At 60.2% G+C, this 24652-nt stretch carries 21 protein-coding genes; 8 read left to right on the top strand and 13 right to left on the bottom strand.

Features of this window, described 5'->3' with window-relative positions; translation table 11 throughout:
- Window positions 1-4 precede the first annotated feature (4 nt).
- A complete protein-coding gene (sulP, locus tag U5K31_14130; protein MDZ7773859.1) occupies window positions 5-1756 on the top strand; it encodes a sulfate permease in 1752 nt (583 codons plus the stop codon).
- Window positions 1757-1795: 39 nt separating this feature from the next.
- Here the strand turns inward: sulP and U5K31_14135 are convergent, their stop codons facing one another.
- Entirely contained in the window at window positions 1796-2887 is a 1092-nt protein-coding gene (locus U5K31_14135) for an alanine racemase (GenBank protein ID MDZ7773860.1), read from the bottom strand.
- Complete coding sequence (locus U5K31_14140; GenBank protein MDZ7773861.1) at window positions 2887-4107, bottom strand: dipeptidase; 1221 nt, start codon at window positions 4105-4107, stop codon at window positions 2887-2889. Before U5K31_14140 ends, U5K31_14135 begins: the two co-directional genes overlap by 1 nt.
- Before the next feature lie 176 nt (window positions 4108-4283).
- Between U5K31_14140 and U5K31_14145 the strand changes: the two genes are divergently transcribed.
- A complete protein-coding gene (locus tag U5K31_14145; protein ID MDZ7773862.1) occupies window positions 4284-5522 on the top strand; it encodes a M28 family peptidase in 1239 nt (412 codons plus the stop codon).
- A 30-nt stretch (window positions 5523-5552) separates the two neighbouring features.
- Here U5K31_14145 and U5K31_14150 read toward each other — a convergent pair whose 3' ends face one another.
- The 3 genes from U5K31_14150 to U5K31_14160 are packed head-to-tail and all read right to left on the bottom strand — an operon-like array spanning window position 5553 to window position 8519.
- Entirely contained in the window at window positions 5553-6629 is a 1077-nt protein-coding gene (locus U5K31_14150; protein MDZ7773863.1) for a N(4)-(beta-N-acetylglucosaminyl)-L-asparaginase, read from the bottom strand.
- Window positions 6630-6689: 60 nt separating this feature from the next.
- On the bottom strand, window positions 6690-7181 hold the full coding sequence (locus tag U5K31_14155) for a hypothetical protein (GenBank protein MDZ7773864.1): 492 nt from the start codon (window positions 7179-7181) through the stop codon (window positions 6690-6692).
- Window positions 7182-7208: 27 nt separating this feature from the next.
- On the bottom strand, window positions 7209-8519 hold the full coding sequence (locus tag U5K31_14160) for a M20/M25/M40 family metallo-hydrolase (protein MDZ7773865.1): 1311 nt from the start codon (window positions 8517-8519) through the stop codon (window positions 7209-7211).
- Between the two features lie 225 nt (window positions 8520-8744).
- On the opposite strand from U5K31_14160, the gene U5K31_14165 reads away from it, so the two are divergent.
- Genes U5K31_14165 through U5K31_14175 form a run of 3 tightly spaced genes read left to right on the top strand, consistent with a single transcriptional unit; the run spans window position 8745 to window position 12860 of the window.
- The gene (locus U5K31_14165) at window positions 8745-9506 is read left to right on the top strand and encodes a GNAT family N-acyltransferase (GenBank protein ID MDZ7773866.1); all 762 of its coding nucleotides are present in this window, start codon (window positions 8745-8747) and stop codon (window positions 9504-9506) included.
- 10 nt (window positions 9507-9516) lie between these two features.
- A complete protein-coding gene (locus tag U5K31_14170; protein MDZ7773867.1) occupies window positions 9517-10275 on the top strand; it encodes a lysophospholipid acyltransferase family protein in 759 nt (252 codons plus the stop codon).
- Window positions 10272-12860 (top strand): VTT domain-containing protein, encoded by a 2589-nt coding sequence (locus U5K31_14175; GenBank protein ID MDZ7773868.1) that lies wholly within the window; start codon window positions 10272-10274, stop codon window positions 12858-12860. The genes U5K31_14170 and U5K31_14175 overlap by 4 nt, the downstream gene beginning before the upstream one ends.
- 5 nt (window positions 12861-12865) lie before the next feature.
- Here the strand turns inward: U5K31_14175 and U5K31_14180 are convergent, their stop codons facing one another.
- On the bottom strand, window positions 12866-13072 hold the full coding sequence (locus U5K31_14180) for a hypothetical protein (GenBank protein MDZ7773869.1): 207 nt from the start codon (window positions 13070-13072) through the stop codon (window positions 12866-12868).
- Between the two features lie 190 nt (window positions 13073-13262).
- On the opposite strand from U5K31_14180, the gene U5K31_14185 reads away from it, so the two are divergent.
- Complete coding sequence (locus U5K31_14185; protein MDZ7773870.1) at window positions 13263-13790, top strand: DUF4920 domain-containing protein; 528 nt, start codon at window positions 13263-13265, stop codon at window positions 13788-13790.
- Window positions 13791-13799: 9 nt separating this feature from the next.
- The gene (gene rmuC, locus U5K31_14190; protein MDZ7773871.1) at window positions 13800-15185 is read left to right on the top strand and encodes a DNA recombination protein RmuC; all 1386 of its coding nucleotides are present in this window, start codon (window positions 13800-13802) and stop codon (window positions 15183-15185) included.
- A 41-nt stretch (window positions 15186-15226) separates the two neighbouring features.
- On the opposite strand, the gene U5K31_14195 is transcribed toward rmuC, so the two are convergent.
- From U5K31_14195 to U5K31_14225, 7 genes are all read right to left on the bottom strand, one after another.
- Entirely contained in the window at window positions 15227-16114 is an 888-nt protein-coding gene (locus tag U5K31_14195) for a hypothetical protein (protein MDZ7773872.1), read from the bottom strand.
- 163 nt (window positions 16115-16277) lie between these two features.
- Window positions 16278-19031: a hypothetical protein gene (locus U5K31_14200; protein ID MDZ7773873.1), complete on the bottom strand. Its 2754-nt coding sequence runs from the start codon at window positions 19029-19031 to the stop codon at window positions 16278-16280.
- Window positions 19032-19176: 145 nt separating this feature from the next.
- Window positions 19177-19572 (bottom strand): type II toxin-antitoxin system VapC family toxin, encoded by a 396-nt coding sequence (locus tag U5K31_14205; GenBank protein ID MDZ7773874.1) that lies wholly within the window; start codon window positions 19570-19572, stop codon window positions 19177-19179.
- A complete protein-coding gene (locus tag U5K31_14210; protein ID MDZ7773875.1) occupies window positions 19569-19754 on the bottom strand; it encodes a hypothetical protein in 186 nt (61 codons plus the stop codon). Before U5K31_14210 ends, U5K31_14205 begins: the two co-directional genes overlap by 4 nt.
- Before the next feature lie 244 nt (window positions 19755-19998).
- Complete coding sequence (locus tag U5K31_14215; protein ID MDZ7773876.1) at window positions 19999-20706, bottom strand: RluA family pseudouridine synthase; 708 nt, start codon at window positions 20704-20706, stop codon at window positions 19999-20001.
- 4 nt (window positions 20707-20710) lie between these two features.
- Entirely contained in the window at window positions 20711-22183 is a 1473-nt protein-coding gene (locus U5K31_14220; GenBank protein ID MDZ7773877.1) for a sodium:solute symporter family protein, read from the bottom strand.
- Window positions 22184-22405: a hypothetical protein gene (locus tag U5K31_14225; GenBank protein MDZ7773878.1), complete on the bottom strand. Its 222-nt coding sequence runs from the start codon at window positions 22403-22405 to the stop codon at window positions 22184-22186. It abuts the gene before it with no gap.
- A gap of 152 nt (window positions 22406-22557) precedes the next feature.
- Here U5K31_14225 and uvrC point away from each other — a divergent pair, with 152 nt between their 5' ends.
- Window positions 22558-24402, top strand: a complete 1845-nt coding sequence (gene uvrC / locus U5K31_14230; GenBank protein ID MDZ7773879.1) for an excinuclease ABC subunit UvrC — start codon at window positions 22558-22560, stop codon at window positions 24400-24402.
- Window positions 24403-24652 lie beyond the last annotated feature (250 nt).

The following is a 24652-nucleotide window of genomic DNA, read 5'->3' on the forward strand; positions in this document are numbered from 1 at the left end:
GTCCATGAACCTTGAAGGGCTTACATCGTGGCTGAGCCGGAATCTCACCATACTTCGGTGGGTGGGGGAATATTCGCCCGCCCATCTCCGGGGTGACCTGGCAGCCGGCCTTTCGGTGGGAGTCATACTCATTCCCCAGTCCATGGCCTACGCCGTGCTGGCGGGCGTGCCGCCCGTCTACGGCCTCTACGCTTCGGTGATTCCCCTGATGGTCTATCCGCTCTTCGGCACCTCCCGCCACCTGGCCGTGGGCGTGGTGGCCATCGACATGCTGGTGGTGGCGGCGGGCGTGTCTGCGCTGGCGCCCGCCTCCCCGCAGAGCTACATCGCCCTCGCGGTGCTGCTCAGCTTCATGGCGGGACTGATCCAGGTCGCCATGTCGGCCGCACGCCTGGGTTTTATCGTCAACCTCCTCTCCAAGCCGGTGGTACTGGGATTTACGGCCGCCGCCCCGCTCATCATTGCCGTGAGTCAGCTGGGCAACCTGCTGGGCATGGAGATCGACGCGGCCGCCCACATCTTTGTGATGGCGGGCGACCTTCTGCGCTCACCGGGAGAGGCGCACATGCTGACAGCCGTCATAGGACTGGGCTCTATCGTTCTCATCGTGCTGCTGAACCGGCTGCTGCGCGTATCCTGGGAACCCCTGATCATCGTGGCCGGCGGGGCGTTGGCGGTATGGGGGCTGGATCTGCACGGTGAGGGTGTGGCCGTGGTGGGAGCGGTGGAGGGCGGCCTGCCGAGGGCAGGTCTCCCCTCGGCGGGACTCGAGGAGATGCGCCGCCTGCTGCCCACGGCCATCACCCTGGCCCTGGTGCAGTTCATGAACGTCACCTCGCTGGGACGGACTTTCGCTTCCAGGCACCGCTACAGCCTGCGTCCCAACAGCGAGCTTTTCGCCATCGGAGCGGCCAACCTGGCGGCCGGTATCTTCCGGGGGCTGCCGGTCTCGGCGAGCTTTTCCCGCTCGGCCATCAACGAGCAGTCGGGCGCCCGGACGCCCCTGTCAAATGTCTTTTCGGCCCTTCTGGTGGTGCTGGCCCTCCTGCTGCTCACCCCGCTGCTCTATTACATACCCATGGCCGCCCTCGCCGCCGTGATCATCACGGCGGCCCTGGGTCTTATCGACGTGGGCGAGCTCCGCCAGCTCTTCTACACCAAGGAGCGTGACGGCTACATCGCCCTGTTTACCTTTGCGACCACCCTGCTGGTGGGCATACAGGAGGGCATCCTGCTGGGCGTGAGCGCCTCCCTGGTGGCCGTGCTGGTCCGGGCCAGCCGCCCCAACGTGGCGGTGCTGGGACACATCGAGGGCTCGCGCTTCTTCCGCGACGTGCAGCGCCACCCGGAGGCCGTGCAGGTGGAGGGCATACTGGTGCTGCGGGTGGACGCCTCCTTCTCCTTCAACAACGCCGAGTTCTTCAAGGAGCACATTCTCAGCGAAAGCGAGCGCAGGGGACGTCCGGTGCAGGCGGTGGTCATTGACGGTATAAGCATCAATGACATGGACTCCACCGCCGTGGAGGCCCTGGAGCTGGTGGTGGACGAACTGGGAGACCACGGTATCGAACTGCACTTCGCTGGACTGAAGGGGGCCATTCGCGATGTGCTGCTGCGAAGCGGACTGGCGCGCAGGCTGGGAGGCACCCATTTCCATATCACGCCCGACCGGGCGGTGCGCTACATCCTGCAGAAAGTCCGGCGAAAGGACCCCGCCGACGGGCGACTGGAGTGGTACCTGGGCAGGGTGGACTGATGCCGGGTAAACCGGGCGTGTCGGAGAATGAGCGAAACTTCAGCCTCCCCGTAAGTGGTCGACAGCCGAACCCTGGGGGGTGAGATAGCCTCCCATCAGGTCGGCCGTCAAGCAGGAATGCACCGGAAGCACGCCCAGCAGGTCGCCGGGGCGCACCGAGTCGAAGACCTCCCTGCTGAGCGAGAGCAGTCCGTGTTCCTGGGAGAGGCGGCTTACGCTGCATCCCTCCAGGCTGGCGGACCAGCCGTCCTCGTCAAAGCGCACCACCTTGCCGTAATGCACGCCCCCGTTCTCCTCCAGGCGATCCTTGGAGAGATGCACGGCGCCCCCGTGCACCGTCACCTCCAGGCGCTGCGGGTGGCGGGCCACCACGGGACAGGCCAATGCGCAGGCGATCTGCTGCTCCCGGCAAGCGCCGATCTGCTCCTGCATGAGGTCGTAGAAGACAAAATTGCCCGGGCTCCACTCCTCAATGCCCTCGAAATCCTCTCCGACGCTGCAGCAGGGCGTATCGCCCATGCGTATGACCGCCTCCCCGGCGGTCAGCTCATCGCGCAGGCTCCTCAGGCGCCCGGCACAGCTCCGGTTGATCTCCCGTATCTCTTCGGCTGAGCGGGCCGCGTAGGAGTGCCCAGGGTGGGAGTAGAAGCCGCGGAAGTGCAGGCGGTCCGCCGCAACCAGCCGGTCCAGCACCTCGCCAGCCTTTTCGGTATTATCCCAGGGGATGCCCGTGCGCCCGGACCCGCTGTCCACCTCCAGCCAGACGCCCAGATCTGTGTTCATTTCCCGCTGCAGGACCGACAAGGCGTCGGGGTCGCTCAGAAGCACCGACAGCGAAAGCCGGGAGGCCAGCCCGTTCAGGCGCTCCATCTCCCGCAGGTTGACGGGGAAAGCGATGGTGATCTCCTCCCAGCCCGCTTCAGCGAAATACGCGGCCATGTCCACCGACGAGACGGTGATCTCCTCCACACCCTCGGCGCGCATCCATCGGCCTATTTCGGCCGACTGATGGGTCTTCATGTGGGGACAAAGGCGCGCGCCGAAGCTGCGGGCGCGTTCGGCCATGCCTGCGATGTTGGCGCGGCAGCGTTCAGGATCCAGAATTAAAGCGGGAGAACGTACAAAGTCCATTACATGGATGACTGCATCTCCTCTGCAGTCTGGATGACCTGCTCCCAGACGCGGAAGACGTTGCCGGAGCATATTTTTTCGATTTCCTCCTCGGTGTAGCCGCGCTCCAGCAGTTCGGCGATCAGGTTGGGAAGTCCGGCCGGCGACTTGAGACCCTCCGGAAGGGTGTTGCCCACCCCGTCCCAGTCCGAACCGAGTCCCACATAGTCAACGCCTGCCAGCTCCACCACGTGGTCGATGTGATTGGCCACCATCTCCACGTCGCTGAACTGGTAGTTCTCGTTGTAGTACTGCTGGGCCCACTGGCGCCCCTCATCGCTGGAGCGGTCGAGTCCCATAGCCTCCAGGGAGTCGGAGATGGCTTGCTGCACGCGGTCGCCGCTGTTGGCGGACGCGCTGTCCAGGAAGGCGGAACCGAAGTTGATCATGATCACACCGCCGTTTTCGGGCAGGTGCGCGATGAGCGAGTCACCCATGTTACGCTCAAAGCCCGGGGTGAAGTGGCGGGCGGAGGAGTGGGAGGCGATCACGGGGGCCTCGGTTACCTCCATGACGTCCCAGAAGGTTTCGTCGGTGATGTGGGAGACGTCCACCATGATGCCCAGTCGGTTCATTTCACGCACCACCTCGCGGCCGTAGTCGCTCAGCCCGTCGTGGGTGTCCTCGGAATCGTCGTAGGAGGAGTCGCCGATCAGGTTGTCCTCTCCGTGCGTAAGGGTGATGTAGCGGATGCCGCGATCGTAAAAGTACTGCAGGTTGGCCAGATCGTCCTCAATGCCTGCGCCGTTCTCCATACCCATGGGCAGGGAAACCAGGCCCTCCTCGTGATGCTGCCTGATCTGGTCGGGTGTCGTGGCGATGGCAAATTGGTCGGGCCATTCGCTGGCGATGCGCTCCACAAGGTCGATAAGGGTATCTGCCCGGTTGTAGGCCGCACCGGCCTCGTCCTGGTATCGCGTGGATACGTAAATGGACATAAAGGGCGCGTCGAGTCCGCCTTCCCGGGCGCGAACGAAGTCGATGTCCCCGTCGGGCGTACGCTGGGAGACGTTTTCCCAGCCGCCGCTGAGCCTGGAGGGCAGGTCCACATGGCCGTCAACGATGATAAACTCCTGGGCCAGGCGCTGGGCCTTTTCGGCGGTGGTTTCGGTTTCTCCCGAACAGGCCGCCAGGAGGGTGAGAGCAAAAAAGAGCGTGAAGAGCGGTGCTAAGCGTTTCATATCCATCCGTTTATGTGATTCTGATGCCGTTTTAAGAGATCCTCTAATTAAGGATTTCTTTGCAAAACGTAAAAAACCTTTTACAACATTTACGCTCTGTCACCTCTATCATGCAGCTGTTGCACATATATCTTTAGGGCAATCAGGCGTTCCACGTGATCAAGGAGTCTTTTACCATGCGACCAACCTGCAGCTTATTGCTGTTTCTTCTGCTGGCTTTCCTTGCGGGCTGCGGCGAGCCGGAGATGCGGGAAGGCCCTGCCGACACGCGGGCCCTCCTGCAGCGCGTTTCGGCTGACTCCATCGCGTCGACGGCCCGCACCATGACGCTGAGGGCTGCCAAGCTTAGTTCCGCCGGGGAAGAGGCCACGGGGGACCCCATGGCGCGCTGGGTCTACAGCCGGCTCAACAGCTACGGCGGGAACGAGGGGAGGCTTAGGCTCAGCTACGACCGGCACCCGCACCGCGGCGGCGAGCTGGTTAATGTGGTCGCCGTACTGCCCGGCATTCAAATGGAGGGCCGCAACCGCATCTACGTGGTATACAGTCCCTACCCGGTTGCACCTCCCGAAGGAGCCAAAAACTCCTCCGCCGGTCCTGCATATCTTCTGGAGCTGGCCCGTGTTCTGACGGGGGCGGAATTCGATGCCACCCTGGTTTTCCTGGCCCTGGACGGGCGTGAGGGGGGTATTCCGGCGGCAGAGGCCTTTACCCGGCAGGTAAACTGCAGGAATTTAGACATCGAAGCCGTACTTTCGGTCGAACTGGGTATGGCTTCGGGTGAGGCTCCCCAGGTATTGCGGATTGTAGCCGAAGGATTTGCGCCCAGGGAGGAGCTGGGAGATTACCAACGCGCCCTGCTGGCCTCGGGAGGGGAGAACGACACACCCTCTCGCAATCTGGCCAGATTCCTTCGGCATACGGCCGATGACCATGTGCCCGGGTCGCCCGTGGAATTGGTGTACGGCGACGGGCGACCTGGCGATCCCTCTACACAGGGGGCCTTTATCAGGAAAGACTATACGACGGTCCGGTTGGTGGGAGGCCTGCCGGAAAATGGCATGCAGGAGGGGAGGGACGCCGCCTGGCTGGCAGGGGTTACCCGCATAAGCGTAGCCGCACTGGCGACTATGGCCGATGCACCCGCCCGTCCGCGACGCGTGCGCATGGAGACGGCGGAATCGGGCGACCGGGTTCGCCTGCGCTGGAAAGCAAACAAAGAGCCCGACCTGCGCGGCTACCGGGTGGTCTGGCGCGCCTCCACCGCAGCCTATTGGGAGCATGAAGCTTTTATAGGGGACACCACGGCCTATGTGCCTGAGATAGATACTCCAGCCTACTACCGATTCGGTGTGCAGGCGGTGGACCGGTTCGGGAATGCCGGTCCCGCGGTTTTCCCGCTGGCAGTCAACTAGCCGGGATCACCTGCATGCCCGAGCCTGTCGTCAGTCCTCGTCAAAAAGATAGGCACCTTCCCGCCGGACGTTTTCGTTGCCGTCATGCACGGCGTAGGAGTTGGGTCCGTAGATGCTGGCGCATCCGTAGGCGCCGTCCCTGTTGAGGGCGTAGAAGTTCACGTTGAAGTCGGGGCGCCCGTTTTCGTTCAGCAGGTTGGGAAGTTTGGCATGGTCCACCAGACGCTGGCATACCTTAAGGCAGGCCTCCTCGGGGCTGTCGCCCTGTCGCATGAATTCCACCACCATGAAGCAGCTCAGGTTCTTCAGATTCTCCTCGCCCCGTCCGGTGGAGCCGCAGGCCCCCACCTCGTTGTCCACGTAGAGTCCAGCGCCGATGATGGGACTGTCGCCCACGCGTCCCGGGATCTTAAAAAAGAGTCCGCTGGTGGTCGTTACCCCGGAAATATTTCCGTTCTGATCGAGTCCCATACAGCTGATGGTGCCGGTGATGCGGGTTCTGCTGCCCGAGCCGTACACCTCCAGGCCCTGGTAGGAGATGGAATCGTCTTCGTCCTGCGGCGGAAACCAGTCGTCGTCATCGCTGAGGCTGGCTTTGTAGTCGAGCCATATGCGGCGGGATCGGTCGGTAAGCAGGTTTTCGATGGTGAAGCCGTGGGCTTTTGCAAAATCCTGGGCGCCCTTCCCGACCAGCTGTACGTGGTCGGTCTGCTCCATGACCAGGCGGGCCACCTTGGAGGGGGTCTTGATACCTTCGAGGGCGCCCACGCTGCCGGCGTTGTGGGTGGGGCCGTGCATGCAGCAGGCATCCAGCTGCACCACGCCGTCCTCATTGGGAAGTCCACCGTAGCCAACTGAAATGTCGTCCGGATCTTCCTCGACGATATTCACCCCTTCTATGACGGCGTCGATGGCGTCGCTTCCGCCGCGCATCATCTCCATGGCCCGTTCGGTTGCGCGCAGGCCGTTTCCGCTGGAGACGGACAGCAGGCCGTTGGCCGAGCGTTGGGCTTGCCCGCCGGCGGAGGCAGGACGGGCAATGGTAGAGAGGGGGGCCAGGCTTCCAGCGCCGGCCGCCATCAGTTTCATAAAGTCGCTGCGTTTCATGGGTCGTATATTTAGTGATGATTGCCGTGATTCTGCCTTGCGGTTGCACCGCACCGGGCATCAATCCAAAAGGAACTGCCGGATGCGCCGGGCCGTGTCCGGATCAAAGGCCAGTGGACGTCCCCCGAAATGGAACAGGTGCATCCGCTCCTCGCGTCCGCGTATGCGTCCGGCAAGGTAAACTTCATCCCATAAGTAAAGGCCCGGGAGACCCTTCTGCAAATGGTCTGTTTCCACCTCCATCAGGGCATCCTCCTCGAGGCTTTCCTCTTCCAACCGGCGGCCGTTCTTGAAGTAAATAAAGCGTATTTCCCCCGCCTCCCGGACCAGCCGCACCGTATACCTTCCCTCCATGGTCTTGAGCCCGCAGATCACCGCTCCCGCAAAGACCGCAAAGATGATCAGCCGAAGGGTGTTGCCCCATATGGGGTCGTCGATGCTCCAGAGCAGAATGAGTCCGCCGGCCGTCAGCACGCCCAGGGCGAGGAGACCCACCTTCCAGACGGGCGGCTTGTACTCCTCGACGACCAGGTCGATTTCGGGCCTATTCATGTATGAAATGCTTGGGTTGGGTAAGGATCAGTCCAGCCCCTCGGGGTCCACTCGCGAAGGGGTATCCTCCCCGGTGACGATGCTGCGCGAGCTGAGGGCGATGGCGCGTATCATGTTGGTCATGTGCTCCAGGTTCAAGGTCTCCAGCTCGTCATCCACCGTATGGTAGTATTCGTCCGTGTCGATCTGGACGGAAGATATCGTGTGGGCCGGCACGCCCAGCCGGGCGAGGGTGGCATTGTCCGAGCGATAGAAAAGATTCTGTTCGGGGTAGGGGTCGGGGTGGATGGCGTAGGGGGTGCCCTCCAGGTTGCGCTGGAGGATAGCTCCCATATCGGAGGCCTCGAAGCCGGTCAGAAAGGCGGTATTGGGACCGAACTGGGAGGGCTTGCCGATCATTTCGATGTTGAACATGGCAGCGACCTGCGCCGGGTCCATCTGCTCCGAGAAATAACGGGAGCCGTAGCCGCCTATCTCTTCGGCGGTAAAGGCCACGAAGACCAGGCTGCGTTCCTGCGGTCCCAACGCGCGGTACCAGTCGGCCAGGGCGATGACGGCGGAGGTCCCCGAGGCGTCGTCGTCCGCGCCGTTGGCGATGGAGTCGCCCTCGACGGGAGTGGCGACCCCCAGGTGGTCGTAATGTGCCGAAAAAAGTACGTACTCATCAGGCCTTTCGGTGCCGGGAATCATGCCGGCCACATTGGCGCCCCTCCGGCTGCTGACCTCATTCCCGGCCGTAAGGGAGCCGGAGTCAATCCCGGTGTCGTCGGTGAGAATAAAGAGCCGGGTGCCGCCCTCATTGAGGCGCATGGTGCGCCGCGTGCGGTTGTAAAAGCCGGCGTATCGTCGGAAATCCTCTTCGTGGTCGGTATGCACCAGCACCACAAGGTCCTTCCCGCTGTCGTTGTATTCCTCCCAGGCTGCCGTGAAGGGATCCGCCCGCCCGATGGGCGCCGCCTCCACCTGCGAGAGATCCTCCCACTGCACATCCTCGTAATCGCCCATCACGATGAAATTGCCGGCCGCCAGCTTGCGGCCGTTAAAATTGAGCGAGCGTTCTCCGCGCTCAATGGTGTAAACCGTAAAATCCTGTAGAAAGTCATCCTCGCCCTCGAGGGGCTCAAGGCCGATCTCGTTGAATTCCGCGGCGATGAAGTCGGCGGCTCGCTGCGCGTCCGGGGTGAAGGCCTGGCGCCCCCTCATTTCGTCGGAACTGAGCTCGGTGATCCAGCCGCGCATCTTGTCGACGGTAATGTGCCGGGCAGGATCAGGGCCCGGACTGCAAGCGTGGAGAAGACCGGCGACGAGGAGAGGAAGAAGAATGAAACGGCGGATCATGACGTGGGCATAGGGTTGAATTTCAAGGGAGAATAACGAAAAAATAACGCTATCGAAACGGAAAATGACCGAAGGTGCCAAAGGACCGCGCAGATAGCCGCCAGGGTGGCTATATTTGTTTTTGAGGGCGGAGCCCCCTTTCTTGGTAATGGCACTGTTACGTTGCGGTAATACGATCGTCACACGGCTCTGCAACCTTCACAGCCCAACCGAATCCAAGGCACCTTGAACACCAATCCCGCACAAAACCTGGTATCCAGCAACAAGTACCTGGTTCGATTCGCCTCCAGCGAAGAGGACCTGCGCGAGGCGCAGCATCTTCGTTTTGTGGTCTTCAATCTGGAGTTGGGCGAGGGACTGGAGCAGTCTTTTGAGACGGGCAGGGACGAGGACAAATACGACGCCTACTGCCGGCATCTGCTGGTCATTGACCGTCAGTCGGAATCGGTTATTGGCACCTACCGCCTGCAAACCTACAAGAATGCCGTGCGCAACCACGGCTACTACACCGACGGGGAGTACGTGCTCGAGCAGCTTCCCGAAGAGGTGCTGTACGAGTCGGTGGAGGTGGGACGGGCCTGCATTGCCAAGGACCACCGCAACGGCCGGGTGCTCTACCTGCTCTGGAGGGGCATTGCCGAATTTCTCAAGCAGACCAACAGCCGCTACCTGCTGGGCTGCTGCTCCATCACCAGCCAGGACCCCTCTGACGCATGGAAAGTCATGGACTACCTGGAGCACAACGGGCTGATGCACCCGGATATACGGGTGGAGACGAGGCCCGACTTCCGCTGCGAGGAGGTGGAGCGCGATGAGAACGCCTGGAAAACGGTGCAGCTCCCGCAGCTCTTCCGGCTCTATATGGATGTGGGCGCGCTGATCTGCAGCCAACCGGCCCTCGACCGCGAGTTCAAGACCATCGACTACCTCGTCCTTCTCGACGTGGAGAATCTCGACGAGCGAACCCGCATGCTTTTTTTCAAATGACGGGTGCACGATGAGCCGAGTATGGAACCTGATCAAACTGCTGGCCTTCGGGCTGCTCACCCTGGGCACCATGGCGGGCGTTGTGCTGGCCAGGGGACTCACCCTGGGGCGCAACGGCAACTTCCTGCGCTGGAAAAACCGCATTCTCACGGGGTGGGCCTCCGGCTGCTTTACCATCTTTGGTCTCAGGCTCACGGTGGAGGGTAATCCGCCCAAAGGGCCCTTCATCCTGGTCTCCAACCATCTGAGCTACCTCGATGTGGTGCCGCTCTGGTACCTTACCGACGCCACCTTCGTGGCCAAGCAGGAGCTCTCCGGCTGGGCCTTTTTCGGCTGGGCCATGCGCAGGCTGGAGGTCATCTTTATTGACCGTGCCAACATTCGCGACCTCCCCCGGGTGAACCGCGAGATCGCCCGGCACCTGGACCTGGGGGAGGGGATCATCTTCTTTCCGGAAGGAACCAGCACCAAAGGAGACAAGATCCATCCCTTCAACGCTCCACTGCTCCACTACGCGGCCCGAAACCGCCACCCCGTGCATTACGTTTCCATAGGCTACAAGACCAGAGATCCCGAAAAACCGGCCTCCCGGTATGTCTGCTGGTGGGGCGATATGGACTTTATCGGCCATTTCATGGATTTTATTACCCTGCGGAGGGTGGAGATAACGCTTCGCTTCGGCGAAGAACCGGTGGTCAGCGGCGACCGCAAGAACCTGGCAGAAGAGCTGGAAAACAACGTAAGCCGGCTCTTTGAACCCATCGGATGATGAACCCCACGCTTCGCTCCTGGATACTTGGTTGGAAGGGCCTGCTGCTGGCCTACCTGCTGCTGCTGGGCGCTTCCCACGCCTTGATGGCTCTGCAATCCGACAAAGCCGATGGTGTCGGAGTAGGACAGAGCCTTGAGCTGGCGGTGACGGAAGGGGACAGCCTCACCAGTCGCACGGTGCGTTTTTCCTATCAGGACCGCTACCGGGGATCCCGCCCCGATCCTACAACCCTGCTGCTGCTTTCGGCCGGCGAGCGCGTGCGACCTCTCGCCGAAGGGTTGTCAGACTCCCTGAGGGTGATCCAGCTTGGCGGGCCCGCCCAGGACCCCTCGGCCGACAGCCTGCCCGACTACTCCATGCAGAGCCGCGCCCGCTACGCGTCCCAGCTTCTCGACTCCCTGGGTGTGGAGAACGTGCATGTGCTGGGACACAATCGCGGCGGTGCGGCTGCTATCCATTTTGCGCACGACGACTCCGCCCGGACCGCCTCGTTGACCCTGCTCTCGGCCATAGGCGTGCAGGAGCTCCGCCTGCTGGGCTCCCATCCCATCAACAGGGCCGTCTACGGCTTCCAGCTGGGCGTGACCTGGATGGCCCGAAACCTGACGCCGCATTTCGGTAGCCTGGGTTCCCAACTCACGCTCAGCCATGTGCGGGGTAATTTTGACACCGACCAGCGTCCCCTTCGGGGCTACCTAGAAGGCTACAGCAAGCCCATGCTCATTCAGCACGGGCAAGATGACGCGGTAGTACCATCCGTGGTAGCCAAGGAACACGCCCGCATCGTGCCGCAGAGTGTGCTGGAGTTATACAGCGGCGATCACAGCCTGGCGGCGGACCGCAGCGCCGAGCTCGCCTCCCGCATCACGGTCTTTGTAGGCGAGGTGGAGGCGGGCAAGGCCCTCACACGCGCCGGTGCCCCGCAGCATCGCCTGGAGGAGGCCGCACGCTCTTTCGAGAACATCGATTTCGCCCGTTTTGAGGGACTCAGCCTTGCCATTCTCATGTTCATTATTGCCATCAGCACTTTTGTGAGTGAAGACCTCACCTGCATCGGGGCCGGACTGCTGGCCGCGCGGGGACTCCTGGGCTTCCTGCCGGCCACGGCGGCCTGTTTCCTGGGTATTTTTATTGGGGATATGGGACTCTACCTGATCGGGCGTTTCCTGGGGCGGCCTGCACTCAAGAAGGCCCCGCTGAAGTGGATGATCTCAGAAGCGGACCTCAAGCGAAGCTCCGAGTGGTTCGCCGCCAAGGGTCCCGCCATCATTATCGCCAGCCGTTTTCTGCCGGGCAGCCGCCTGCCCACTTACCTGAGCGCAGGCATGGTGGGGGCAGGCTTCTGGATGTTTACCTTCTACTTTCTGGTGGCGGCCGTGGCGTGGACGCCCATCCTGGTGGGCCTATCCATGCTGGTGGGCAGCGAACTTATCGCCTGGTTTTCGGTCTATAGCAACTACGCTATCTGGGTTATCCTGGGAACCCTTCTGTTTCTTGTCGTATTTGTCAAGGGCGTGATGCCCGCCTTCAGCTACCGGGGACGTCGCCTGCTGGTCTCCCGATGGCGTCGCATCACCCGCTGGGAATTCTGGCCGGTCTGGGTGCTCTACGCGCCTGTCTGCCTCTATATTGGCTGGCTGTCACTTCGTTACCGCAGCCTTACCCTTTTTACCGCAGCCAACCCGGGCATGCCCGAGGGCGGTTTTGTGGGCGAGTCGAAGTCGGATATCCTGGAGCTCATGGGACGGCAGCCCTTCCTTCCGCCGTGGACTCTCATAGCCGCCGATCTTCCCCCCGGCAACCGCATACTCGAGGCGCGCGAATTCCTCAACCGGGAAGAGATGACGTTTCCGGTGGTCCTCAAGCCCGACCGGGGACAGCGTGGGCAGGGCGTCCACATCGTACATTCGCGAGAGCGACTGGAGGAGCTGCTTTCCGATGCCGGCTGCGACCTCATCCTGCAGGGCTATGTCGAAGGGGAGGAGTACGGGGTCTTCTACTACCGCATGCCCGGGGAGCAGACGGGACATATTTTCTCCATCACCTGCAAGTCTCTGCTCTACCTGAAAGGGGATGGCGCCTCCACCATCGAAGAGCTCATCCTGGAAGACGACCGGGCGGTCTCTCTTGCCAAGCGGCACCTGCAGGCCCAGCGCAACCGCCTCTACGAAATTCCGGCCGAGGACGAGCGTGTATCGCTGGTGGAAATAGGTACGCATGCACGGGGTGCGCGTTTTCGCGACGGGGCCGAGTACATTACCGATGATCTACGCAGGGCCATGGACCGCATAAGCGGCAGCCTGAAGGGATTTGCCTTCGGGCGCTATGACCTGAAAGCACCCTCTCCCGAAGCTCTGAAGAGGGGCGAGGGGTTGAAGGTGATCGAGGTGAACGGGGTCACCTCCGAGTCCACCAATATCTACGACCCATCAAACAGCTTCCTGGATGCGCAGCGCATCCTCATGAGGCAGTGGAAACTTGCCTTTGAAACAGGCCGCCGGCAGGCGGAAAGGGGGCACGAGCCTGCGAGCCCGTGGAAGCTTCTGAGGCGCATAGCCGCCTTCCTTACGGGAAGAAACTGATAGGGTCAGCCCTGCGCGGAACCGCCCGCCCCCCGGTCGTCGTTGCTGCGATACATCTCTCGGGCAATCATCCGAAGGCTGTCCGCCATCGACTCCTGCGCACCGATAAAGCGGAAGGCCAGCCAGATGGCCAGGACCAGCAGGGCGATCTGGATGACGACCAGCAGGATTCCAAGTACTCCTATTCCCCAGAAAAACTCTTCAAACATCATGGCATTGGTGATTTAGTTGAAAGTGTAAGAAGTAAATAGCCCCTCCGCGACAAAACCTCAAGCGGCGATGCGCCGAACCGGGCATGTTAACCCGGAAGATCCATGTGGCATGGCACGGCTCCTTTTTCCTATATTTGGGGTTCATTCACATGCAGTAGACACCCCTCACCCCAGATCCTTACAACACGCCATGAGATACGCCATCCTTACCTTTGTCTTTCTATTCGGGGGAATTACCCTTTCCCAGGCCCAGGATACCCAAAGCCAGAATTCCGAATCCCAGCAGGAGGTCATCCAGCTCTCTGATCCGGTGGAGCAGACCGACGACTACCGCGTCTTCGGCTCCGCTTTCGAGGAGGAGGGGGAGATCCTGGCCATTGACTCGGTCATCGCCTCCGCGGAACAGTATGACGGGCAGCGCCTGAAAGCCGAGGGCACCATCAAGCAGGTCTGCCAGAAAAAAGGCTGCTTCTTCATGCTGGAGTCAGAAGGCGTGCAGGCCCGCATCACCTTCAAGGACTACGGCTTTTTTATCCCCACCAACACGGCCGGGCTGACAGTAAAGGTGGACGGCACCTTCGCCGTCAAGGAACTCAGCGAGGAGCAGGCCAAGCATTACGCTGAAGACGCCGGCGAGGACGCGGACGCCATCAGCGGTCCCCAGCAGGAGTATACCCTGGTAGCCACCTCGGTTAAAATCATGGACCGCCCGGAATAGTCTTCCATAATGGAATCGTTCAACCTTCTTTTTCTGCTCGCCGGACTTTTGCTGGGGTCCGCCTTGGTCTGGCTCTACCTGCGCAGCCGCGGGGGACTCACCCAGGGTGAGGCTTCGGCACTGAGAGAGCAGAAGGAGGAGGCGCTGCGCACCATATCCCGGCTGGAAGAGCGAAACGAGCGTCTGGATGCCGAGGCGCAGGAACAGCGCAACCGCATGCAGCAGCAGATGGACCGTGCCAACGAGTCCGAGAAGAAGCTGGCACGCCGTGAGACCGAACTGGAAAACCTGCAGGATCGCCTGGACGAGCAAAAAGAGGAGATGCAGGCCCTGCAGGAGCGCTTTAAGGAGGAGTTCGAGAACCTGGCCAACAAGATTCTGGAGGAGAAGTCCAAAAAATTCACCGAACAGAACAAGGAGAAACTCGACCAGCTTCTCAAGCCCCTGGGCGAAAAACTTCAGGAGTTCAAGAAGCAGGTGGAGGAGACCCACAAGGAGGATCTCAAGGGGCGCAGCTCGCTCGAGCAGCATCTCAAGCACCTCTATGAGCTGAACCAGCAGATGAGCAAGGAGGCCAAGGACCTCACCCGGGCGCTGAAGGGCGATACGGGCAAGCAGGGCAAGTGGGGGGAGGTTATCCTGCAGCGCATCCTGGAGAAGTCGGGCCTTACCGAGGGGAGGGAGTACGAGACCCAGGTGGGGGCCAGGACGGAGGAGGGTGGCCAGCGGATCCTCGATGTGGTGGTAAAGCTGCCCGACGAAAAACACATCATCATCGACTCCAAGGTATCCCTTTCGGCCTACGAGCAATTTATTTCAGCCGAAGAGGATGAGGAGCGTGAGAAGCACCTGAAACAGCACGTGCAGTCCATGCGCTCGCACGTCAAGGGACTCAGCTCCAAGAACTACCAGGAACTCTACGGGGAGTACAGCCCCGATTTTGTACTCATGTTTGTGCCAATTGAGTCCGCCTTTGGCGTTGCACTGCAACAAGATACTGATCTTTACTACGAAGCATTCGAGAAAAATATTGTGATCGTGAGTCCCTCCACACTGCTGGCTACCCTGGCCACCATCGACAGCGTCTGGAAACAGGAGTACCAGAACAAGAACGCCATGGAGATCGCCGAAAGGGGCGGGGCGCTGTACGACAAATTTACGCTCTTTGTAGAGAGCATGGAAGACATCGGCCAGCGCATCCGGCAGACGCAAGATAGTTACGACCAGGCGATGACCCGGCTCTCCGCCGGACACGGCAACGTGATCCGCCAGGTGGAGATGCTCCGCGAGCTCGGCGCCAAGGCCTCCAAGAAACTGCCTGAGCACCTGGCCGATCCCAAAGAGCTGGAGGAGAATAGTGCGGGTAGGGACGGCGAAGAAGCGAACGGCAGTTGACCTCTACTCGCTTCCCAGGTGTGGCAGGAAGTATTTGTCGCCTATTTCTGCAGCGGACCTACCAGCGAGGCGAGCGTGTTTCCGTCGTGGTTGCTGATGGCCGCATACCAGGTATCCTCCCACTTCCAGGTCACCACGTGTTTTCCTTCAATTTCCAATACGTGGTAGTCTTTTTGCGTCTTGCAGTTTTCCACGGCCGCCTGCGTGCGGGTCAGGCTGCGGAATCGATCCAAGGAGTCAATACTGAAGGCAAAAACGTAGATGTACTGGTCGACTGACGGCTGGTAGTACTCGAGCATGGGCGTCTCGTAACCGGGCACAAACTCTGAATAGACGACTCCTGCAAACTCGGTGCCTTCAATAGGCGGTACGTCCATGGAGAGGTTGTAGGAATCGGAGAGGCTCAGTTCAGCCCCGGAAAGGCTGGCGGCACTTATGGTGGGAGGGACGTGGCCGCCGCCGTGGTTGGTAAAGTGCTGGTAGACGTACTGCTCCACATTGTAGCTCTGCTGTTCGCTGGCACCGTACCATGACAGCATGCCCCACAGGGCCACGACGAGCAGAAGGGAGGCTGCGGCGGCAAGGGGCCAACGAAAGTATTTCGCATCCTGCTTATCGTTGGATGTTTCAATATGCGAGGGGTGGTCGAGGCGTTCGTCGTCAATGTCTGGACCGGAGGTTTCGGAGGGCGAACTGCCGGCAGCAAGTTCGCGGACACGCTCACGAAGGCTTTCCGGTGCTTGGCAAAAGGGGCAGCGCGTTACGATCAGCTCCTTGATTTTCTTCTGGGACTGGTATTGCCGCCGAACCTCCTGGTTGTTTTCGATAAAACGGAGGAAGGCGTCGCGCGTCTCCTCGGAGACCTCGCCGTCGATCACGGGAGTAATGAGCTCCAGCGCTTCACCTTTGGATATACTCCTGTTAGACATGGCTGATCCCTGAGACTGACTATCTCAATGCGGCCCAAATAGGCCGTTTATTAATCGATTCATCCCTGCAACACCTTTGACCCTTTCAGTGTTCCAACCCAACGTTTGAAACTTCTCACGAGCGAAGGGAAGAGGCCTTTTCACGGTGCCCCAAAGAAGGGTGTCAGTACCGGCTCCAGTCGTCGTACCAGTGGTCCTGGCGAATCTCAGCCGTCTTGCTGGCCGACTGCCCGCCGGCGGTCACCGTGATGGTGTAGATGCCGGTGTCGGCATCGCCGGTGACGTAGTTCAGGTTGGAGGGACTCAGGTAGTTCTCCACCTGTTGGTCAGACCAGCCGAATTCTCTCAGCCGTTCCGCACGGTCGCGCATTTCCTGCTTCTCCTCTTCGGTGCGCTGGCGCTCCCAGTACTCCTGTTCCCACTCCACGGTATTCAGGCCTGCGTCGCCGCTGCCTTCAAATTCGAAGATCTTGCGACCCGCCTTGAAGACCTCGACCGTCACGGGCCCGCTGGCCTCTTCGCGCAGGTAGTAGTTGACCACCACGTCTTCGGAGGGTGGTTCCCCGTAGAAGTTGATGAAGCTGGAGTTGTTGTCCCCGTTGTCAACCCAGCGGTAGATGGGTTCAATGGGGAAGAGGTGGAAATCGCTGCCCATCATCTCATGGGACATCTCCTGCAGCCAGGAGATGTCGGTGATGAACATGCCACGGCCGTGGGTGCCCACGATCAGGTCATTCTCCCGGGGATGGATCTTCAGGTCATGCACCGGCTGCGTAGGCATGTCGCCTTTCATCCGGTTCCAGGAATTGCCGCCGTCCAGGGAGACGTACACGTGCATGTCGGTGCCCACAAACAGTAGGTTGGCGTTGTTGTGGTCCTCACGGATCACGTTAACCGATTCGTTCGGCAGGCCGTTTGTGATTTCGTTCCATGTTTCACCCCAGTCGGTGGTCTTGTAGACAAAGGGACGGAAGTCGTCGCGGCGGTAGCCGGTGTAGGTCACATAGGCCGTGCCCTCATAATGCTGGGAGGCAATGACGCGACTCACCCAGTACTCGGGATTGCCGGTAATGTTGTCATTGAGCTTGGTCCAGCTGTCTCCGCCGTCACGGGTCAGCTGCACGTTGCCGTCGTCGGTACCCGCCCAGATTTCGCCCTCGTTGAGGGGCGACTCGTCGATAGCGGTGATGGTAGCGTATTGGATGTTGCCGGTACCCACAATCTTGGAGGAGTCGGCGTTGCTGAGGTCGGGACTGATTACCTCCCAGGTCTCACCGCGGTAGGATGAGCGTACCAGCACGTTACCGCCGTGGTAGATCACATCGGAGTCGTGCGGGGAGATTTCAATGGGCGACATCCAGTTCCATCTCGTGTCGTTGTCAATATTGCGGTAGGCGATTCCTGCGGTCTCGCCGGTTTTCAGGTCGCGGCGTACCAGGGGACCGAATTGTGATTCGTTGTACAGGTAGCGGTTGTTGCTGGGATCTACTTCCTGGTACATGCCGTCGCCGCCTCCGGTGGACTTCCAGTCTTCCATGCGGATGGGATTGCCGCTGCGCTTGGCGCTGGGACCCACCATGGAGCCGTTGTCCTGGGTGCCACCATAGACGTTGTAGGGATAATCCATATCGTAGCCGATGGCGTAGAACTGCGCCAGGGGCTTCTCGTCGGGGTGATACCAGTTCTCCCCGGCGTCGTAGGTGATGCCCATGCCGTGGTCGTAGCCCAGGACGATGTGTTTGGGATTGTCCGGGTCGATCCAGATGGCGTGATTGTCGCCCCCGAAAAAGAAGGGGCGGTCCCAGGTCTTGCCGCCGTCGGTGGTCTCCCACATGCGCACGCCCAGCACGTAGACGTGATCGGGGTCGGTCGGGTCCACGCCCATCTGCTGGTAGTAGTAGGCCGGCCCTCCTCCCACGTTTTCGTCGGGGGAGTGGGTCAGGTACCAGCTCTCGCCCATGTCGTCGGAGCGGTAGACCTGGTCGCCGATGTTGCTGCCCTCTACGGGCCGCCCCTCAACCAGGCCCTGGTAGCGTTCCTCGTCGCTTACGCCCTCCACATTGACGTTTTCGATGTTGGCGTAGATAATGTCCGGGTTGGAGGGTGCAAAATCGATGCCGATGCGTCCCAGCATGCCGCCGGGCAGCCCCTCGGTGAGCTTGCGCCAGCTATCCCCGCCGTCGGTCGACTTGTAGATGCCGCTGCCGGGGCCGCCTTCGCTGAAGGTCCACGCACGGCGCACCTTGTCGTAGGTGGCGGCCAGCAAAATATCGGGGTTATCGGGGTTGATGGCGATATCCACCGCACCGATGTGCTTGCCACGGACGACCACATCCAGGGTCTTCTCCCAGGTTTGTCCCCCGTCGGTGGTTTTGTAGACGCCCCGCTCGGGGTTCTCCGAATAGAGGTGACCGAGCGCAGCCACCCAGACCACGTCGGGATTGTCGGGATGGATAAGCACCCGCCCGATGTGGTGTGACTCGGGCAGCCCCATGTTGGTCCACGTCTGCCCGGCGTCGGTCGATTTGTAGACTCCGTCGCCGTAGTAGGTGCTCCGGGAGTTGTTGGCCTCGCCGGTGCCTACCCATACGATGTCGGGATTGGAGGGCGCCACGGCCACATCGCCGATGGATACCACGCTTTCGTGGTCGAAGATGGGATTCCAGGTAAAGCCGTTGTCCATGGACTTCCAGAGTCCCCCGGAGCCGGTGGCAGCGTAGATGATGGTCTTGTCCTGTTGCGGAACGGCGTAATCCACATATCGTCCCCCTTCACGGGTCGGTCCGATAGGCCGGTAGTTCACGCCGTCCAGCAATTCGTCAAGCTGGGCCTGGGCCTCTGCCTGCATGCTGATTCCGAGCAATACAGTCAGGGTGACGAGCCAGAGCAGCCCCCACCCACGTTTTAAGCTATTCATACATCCCTCATATTGTGTTTAAAAGAAAAGAATTAGATCAATAAAGGCATTCCGAGGGCGGGAATCCAGACGCGGAGGGTGGCCGGAGGATGTATTTGCAAAAATTTACGGCGGGATCGGACGCTGCTTACCTTGATCAGATAATTTAAATCCAGTTTTCCAATCTCAGCTCTAATATAGGTTGGAAGTGACGAGTATTATTTGTCACCATGATGAGATTAAATACAACAGAAGTTGATCCAATCAATAAATCGAAATCATCTACTGTTTTTCCAGATTTTCGGAGTCGGGATTTCTCTGAAGCATAGACATCGAGTACTGGATAGATGGGAAGAATCTGTATACCTGACAAAAAATTATCAAGCGCTTTTTGATTCTTCTCTTGATGTTGGCTGTGAGCAACTCCAAACTTCAATTCTGCCAATGTGATTTCAGAAATGAAGCAGTGTTCTGGACCGACCTGTTTGAACTTCGATTTCAGATCATGCAATCCCTTGATAAAGTAAACACAGATGTCGGTGTCGAGCAGGTATTGTTTCAAAACTCTTCACGTGTTCGGGTGAACGTTCTGGATTCTTTGATGTTCCGGATTATCTCATTTGCACTGTCTGTTTCATCCCACGCTCCAAAAGATTTAAAGAATCGGTCGTTATTTTGATCGATATCCTCTTTTATATTTTGGCTCAGCTTGGAAATCAGAACTAATTTGCTTTCGTTGCTCATATTTTTGAATAGAGCTAGATAACTGTCTACTAGTTTCATATTGATATCTGAGCCATCCATAATAGCAAGAATGTCTTCTGATGATTCCGAAAAAGTAATTCTATTTCATGGTTCTTTAATAAATATAACGAAAAAGAAGAGAGAATTGCGCTATATCCTGCCGCACGTACTCAGTTTGATTCTACAATAGCAATACCGTTGAAGGTCACAGAGAAATGGCATGCCTTTTTAATTTGCGGAAATATTATTCCTCCGATGATGTATTGAAACGATTCCACGGGTCTTCCTGCGGAAGTTGGGAAGTAAAACGCATCTCCTTGCCGGTTGCGGGATGTCGTAGGACCAGCTCGTAGGCGCGCAGCGCCATGGCCCGCCCGTCGGGCTGCTCCGGGCCATATTTGTAGTCTCCCCATACGGCGTGGCCCACGGCGGCGAGCTGCACGCGGATTTGATGTGGGCGGCCTGTCTGGAGATGTACCGACAGCAGGCAGAGGGTTTGCCCGCCTTCCTCGGCCATGTCCAGGCGGGCGAAGGAGAGCACCGCCTCTTTGCTGTCTGTCCCCGTCTCATCTCGGGCGGTCACCACGTTGCGGCTGCGGTCTTTCTCCAGGTGATGGGTCAGCACGCCGTTGACCGCCGTTTTTCCGAAGACCGTCACCCGGTAGGTCTTCTGCACCAGGCGGTCGCGTACCTGGCGGGCCAGGTCTTCGGCGGCCCGGCGCGTTTTGGCGAGCATCATCACCCCGGCCACAGGCCGGTCAAGGCGGTGGACCAGTCCCAAAAAGGGATCGCGGGCGCCTCCGGCCCGAAGATACCTCTTGCAGAGGCTCAGCAGGTCGGGGTCGCCGGTATGATCGGCCTGGGAGAGCAGCCCCGCAGGCTTGTTCACCACAAGCAGGTGTTCATCCTCGTGGAATATGGGTATGTCGGGCTTGGTTCCGGTACTGTTCATCAGCTCAGGCCTTCATGTAACGCTCCACCCGTTCCTTCGCTTCCGGCTGGGTGGCCAGGCTGACGCCCGTAAGCAGGGCGATATTGGCGACCAGCCCGTAGATGCCTTCGTGCAGGGGGAGGGGACGCAGCTCGGGCCAGAGCAGGAACAGGATGGTCACGGCCACCCCGCCCACCAGGCCGGCAAGGGCGCCTTTGCCGTTGGCCCGCCTCCAGTAGAACATGCAGAAGACCGGTGGGAAGATCTGCGCCACGCCCCCGTAGGAGCCCAGCAGCAGGTTCACGATGGGCACCTCGGAAAATACGGCGAAATAGTAGGCCACCAGGCTTATCACGATGACCAGCAGGCGGATGAGACGTCGTTGCAGGTGGTCGTTTTTCCAACGATCCGGGAGAAACTTGGCGATGCCGTCGCGCACGCCCACCGAGGCGGCCGAGTGCAGGATGGCGTCCCCGGAGCTCATGGAGGCCGCCAGGGCCCCCGCACAAACCAGGCCGATGAGCACCACCGGCAGCTCGAGCTGGGTGAGCACGTAGGGCAGAATGGAGTCGGCGGGTTCCACGCCGGGGTAGGCCAGCACGGCGGTGAAGCCGATGATCAGTATGGGCACCAGGAAGAGCTGGAACGTGGGGTAGAGCACCACGGTGAGTTTCATGGTGCGGTCGCTGTTGGCGGCGAAGGAGCGCATGAAAAAGTGGGGCCAGACCGAAAAGCCGATGGCCGAGACCAGCACGGCCGAGCTGAAGCCCCACCAGTTCCACGGGGTGCCGTCGCCGGCCAGGCCGGGTGCGGAGAGCATGGCCGAGAAGTCGCTGGCGGCGATGGCCTCGAACATGGGACCCACCCCGCCGAAGAGCTTGAAAGGCAGCCAGAGTCCCAGGAACCAGGCGATTGCCATCATGAACATGCCCTGGAAGGTGTTGGTCCACCCCACGCCCATCACGCCGCTGAACCACACGTAGATCAGCACCACCAGGTAGGCGATGCCCGCACCGGCCCACTGCGGGATGGCCCCCTCGCTGATGGTAGTCAGGATGTAGCCGGCGCCCTTCATCTGCAGGGTGAGGTAGGGGATGAATACGGTGATGGAGAGCAGGGCCAGCAGGATGGAGAGGCTGCGGCTGTCGTAGCGGTCCTCCATGATTTCCGCCTGGGTCACGAAGCCGAAGCGCTCACCCAGTCTTCGCACCTTGGGACCGAAAAAATAGAGCGGTATCAGTCCCGTGGTGCCGTAGGCGATGATGTAGAAGGCCGCGGCGCCCCGCGAGTAGGCCCAGCCAGGTCCCCCGAGAAAGGCAAAGCTTGAGAAGATGGAGGCGCCCATCACGAAGTAGAGGATGAGCAGGTTCATGGAGCGGTCGCCCGCCACGAATCCGGTGACACTGTCGGAGACTTTCAGGCCCGGAATGATGCCCATGGCAAGGGTGAGCAGCAGGTAGATGCCGCAGATGATGAGGACGATGACCCAGTTCTCCATTTACTCCTCCGCCGCCATTGGATCCTCTACCCGGGGATCTGTGAGGTAGTACCAGAGCAGCAGCCCGAAAGCGCAGCAAAGCACCACAATGAGCCAGAAAAAGGAGAGGGGCAACCCCAGGATAAAGGGGCGGGCGCCGGAAAAGAGAGGATAAACGGGCCAGATGAGGGCCAGCTGCACCAGCACAAGTCCGATCACAAAGATTATTTTTCTGCGTGACATGTCCAGCATCCCGGTTGGTTCTCCCCGATTATAACGGAATGCGGCCACAGTTGAAACTTGGGAAGGGAAGCGGTGACTGCCCGGGCGGCAGGGACCTATATCTTTGCGGGCAGAGTTTATATCTTGGTCCGCCTCAACCAAAACCCGCAAAGGTGTCCGATATCAACGTACAGCAGAAAGTCGACAACCTGCCCGCCTCCCCCGGCGTCTATATGTTCAGGGACAGCGGGGGCCGCATGCTCTATATCGGCAAGGCCAAGCGGCTGCGCAACCGCGTACGCTCCTACTTCCAGGAGTCGGCCGCCCATGACGGGCGCATCAAAGTGATGATCTCCAAGATTGACGACCTGGAGGTGATCGTCACCGATTCCGAGGCGGAGGCCCTCATCCTGGAAAACACCCTCATCAAGAAGCACCAGCCGCGCTACAACGTGCTCTACCGGGACGACAAGTCCTATCCCTACATCTGCGTGACCAAGGCCGACCGTCCCCGGGTCTTCCCGACGCGCACGGTGGTCAGCGACGGGAGCAAGTATTTCGGGCCGTACGACAGCGTGACCCACATGAAGCGGATGCTCGAGACCATTCGCAAGGCCTTCAACCTCTGCACCTGCGCCGTCTCGCGCAAGAATATCGACCGCACCAAGGGTCCCCCGAAATGGGGCTCATGCTTCGACGACTACCTGGAGCGGTGCTCGGCGGACATGGACCTGGAGGAGTACAACGACACCATCGACAAGGTGGAGCGCATGCTGAACGGGCGCACCGACGCTCTTATCAGCGACCTGAAGGAGGAGATGCAGATTGCCTCCGACGCCCTGGAGTTCGAACAGGCGGCCCGCATCCGCGACAGCCTGGAGGCAGTGCAGCGCTACAGCAAGAAGATGAAAATGGTAAGCGACAAGAAGGTGGACCGCGATCTCTTCGCCCTGACGGTGGACAGGGAGTTGGGGGAGGCCTGCGGGGTGCTCTTCAAGATTCGCGAGGGCAAGCTCATCGGCAAGTTTCACCGCTTTCTGCGCAACATCGAGCACCTGGAGGAGGGGGAGATGCTGCAGTCCTTCGTGGAGGACTACTACGCCGGCCGTCGCGAATTTGGAGCGGAGATCATACCCGACGAGGTCTATGTGAGCGTTGAACTGGACGACGACGAGGCCCTTCTGCAGTTTCTTTGGCAGGAAAAAGGAAAAAAAGTTCCTGTCCACCGCCCCCAGCGCGGCGAGAAGGCCAAGATGATCCGAATGGGACGATCCAACGCCAAACTGCTGCTGGGCGAGCGCAAGCTGGAGAAGCAGAAGGCCGAACGCGACCGAATTCCCCATTCGGTGCGCGAGCTTGCCGAACACCTCGGCCTGCAGCGGCTCCCGCGACGCATCGAGTGTTTTGACAATTCCAACCTGCAGGGCAGTGATCCCGTGGCATCCATGGTGCAGTTCGTGGACGCCCAGCCCCGTAAGAGCGCCTACAAACGGTTTAAAATCAAATCCGTGGAGGGGCCCGACGACTACGCCTCCATGAAGGAGGTGGTGGCCAGGCGCTACCGGAGGGTCCAGAAGGAGGGGGAACAGGCGCCCGACCTGGTGGTGGTCGACGGAGGGAAGGGCCAGCTCAGCAGCGCCGTGGAAGCCATGAAGGAGATCGGTTATTTCGGATCAAGCGAAATTGTGGGACTCTCCAAGCGCCTGGAGGAGGTCTGGCTTCCCGGCAGAGGCGAACCCGTCATGATTCCCAAGACCTCCAGCGCCCTGAAACTGCTGCAGAAGGTGCGTGACGAGGCGCACCGATTCGCCGTGGCCTACCACCGCAACAGGCGCAGCGGGAGGACCCTGAAGACCGAGCTCACGAAGATCGACGGCATAGGCGACAAGACCGCCCGGAAACTGCTCAAACACTTCGGATCGGTGAAAGGCGTACGCGAAGCCGAGCAGTCCGAGCTCATGGAGCAGATAGGGGAGAAGACCGGTCGGAGGGTCTGGAAGCACTTTCACGGGTCCTGATCAGCCGCAGGCGCCTGGACGGCCCATCACATGATTATGTTATATACAATATGGCTGCTGTGGACTACCATTTGGTAAGAAAGGGCTTCCAGGCACCGTCCATCCGGTGCGGTCGCACCTTTCGGGCAGCATTCCGCGTAGGCGGGAAACCCGCCCCGCTCTTCTGATGTTACGGAAGGGCTTGAGGCAGGCAATCCGTCGAAGGTGTTGCGATGCGTGCTTAAATTTATTAAATCTGGCATGAGGCCAC

Source organism: Balneolaceae bacterium, from assembly GCA_034521445.1.
Lineage (GTDB): Bacteria > Bacteroidota > Rhodothermia > Balneolales > Balneolaceae > JAXHMM01.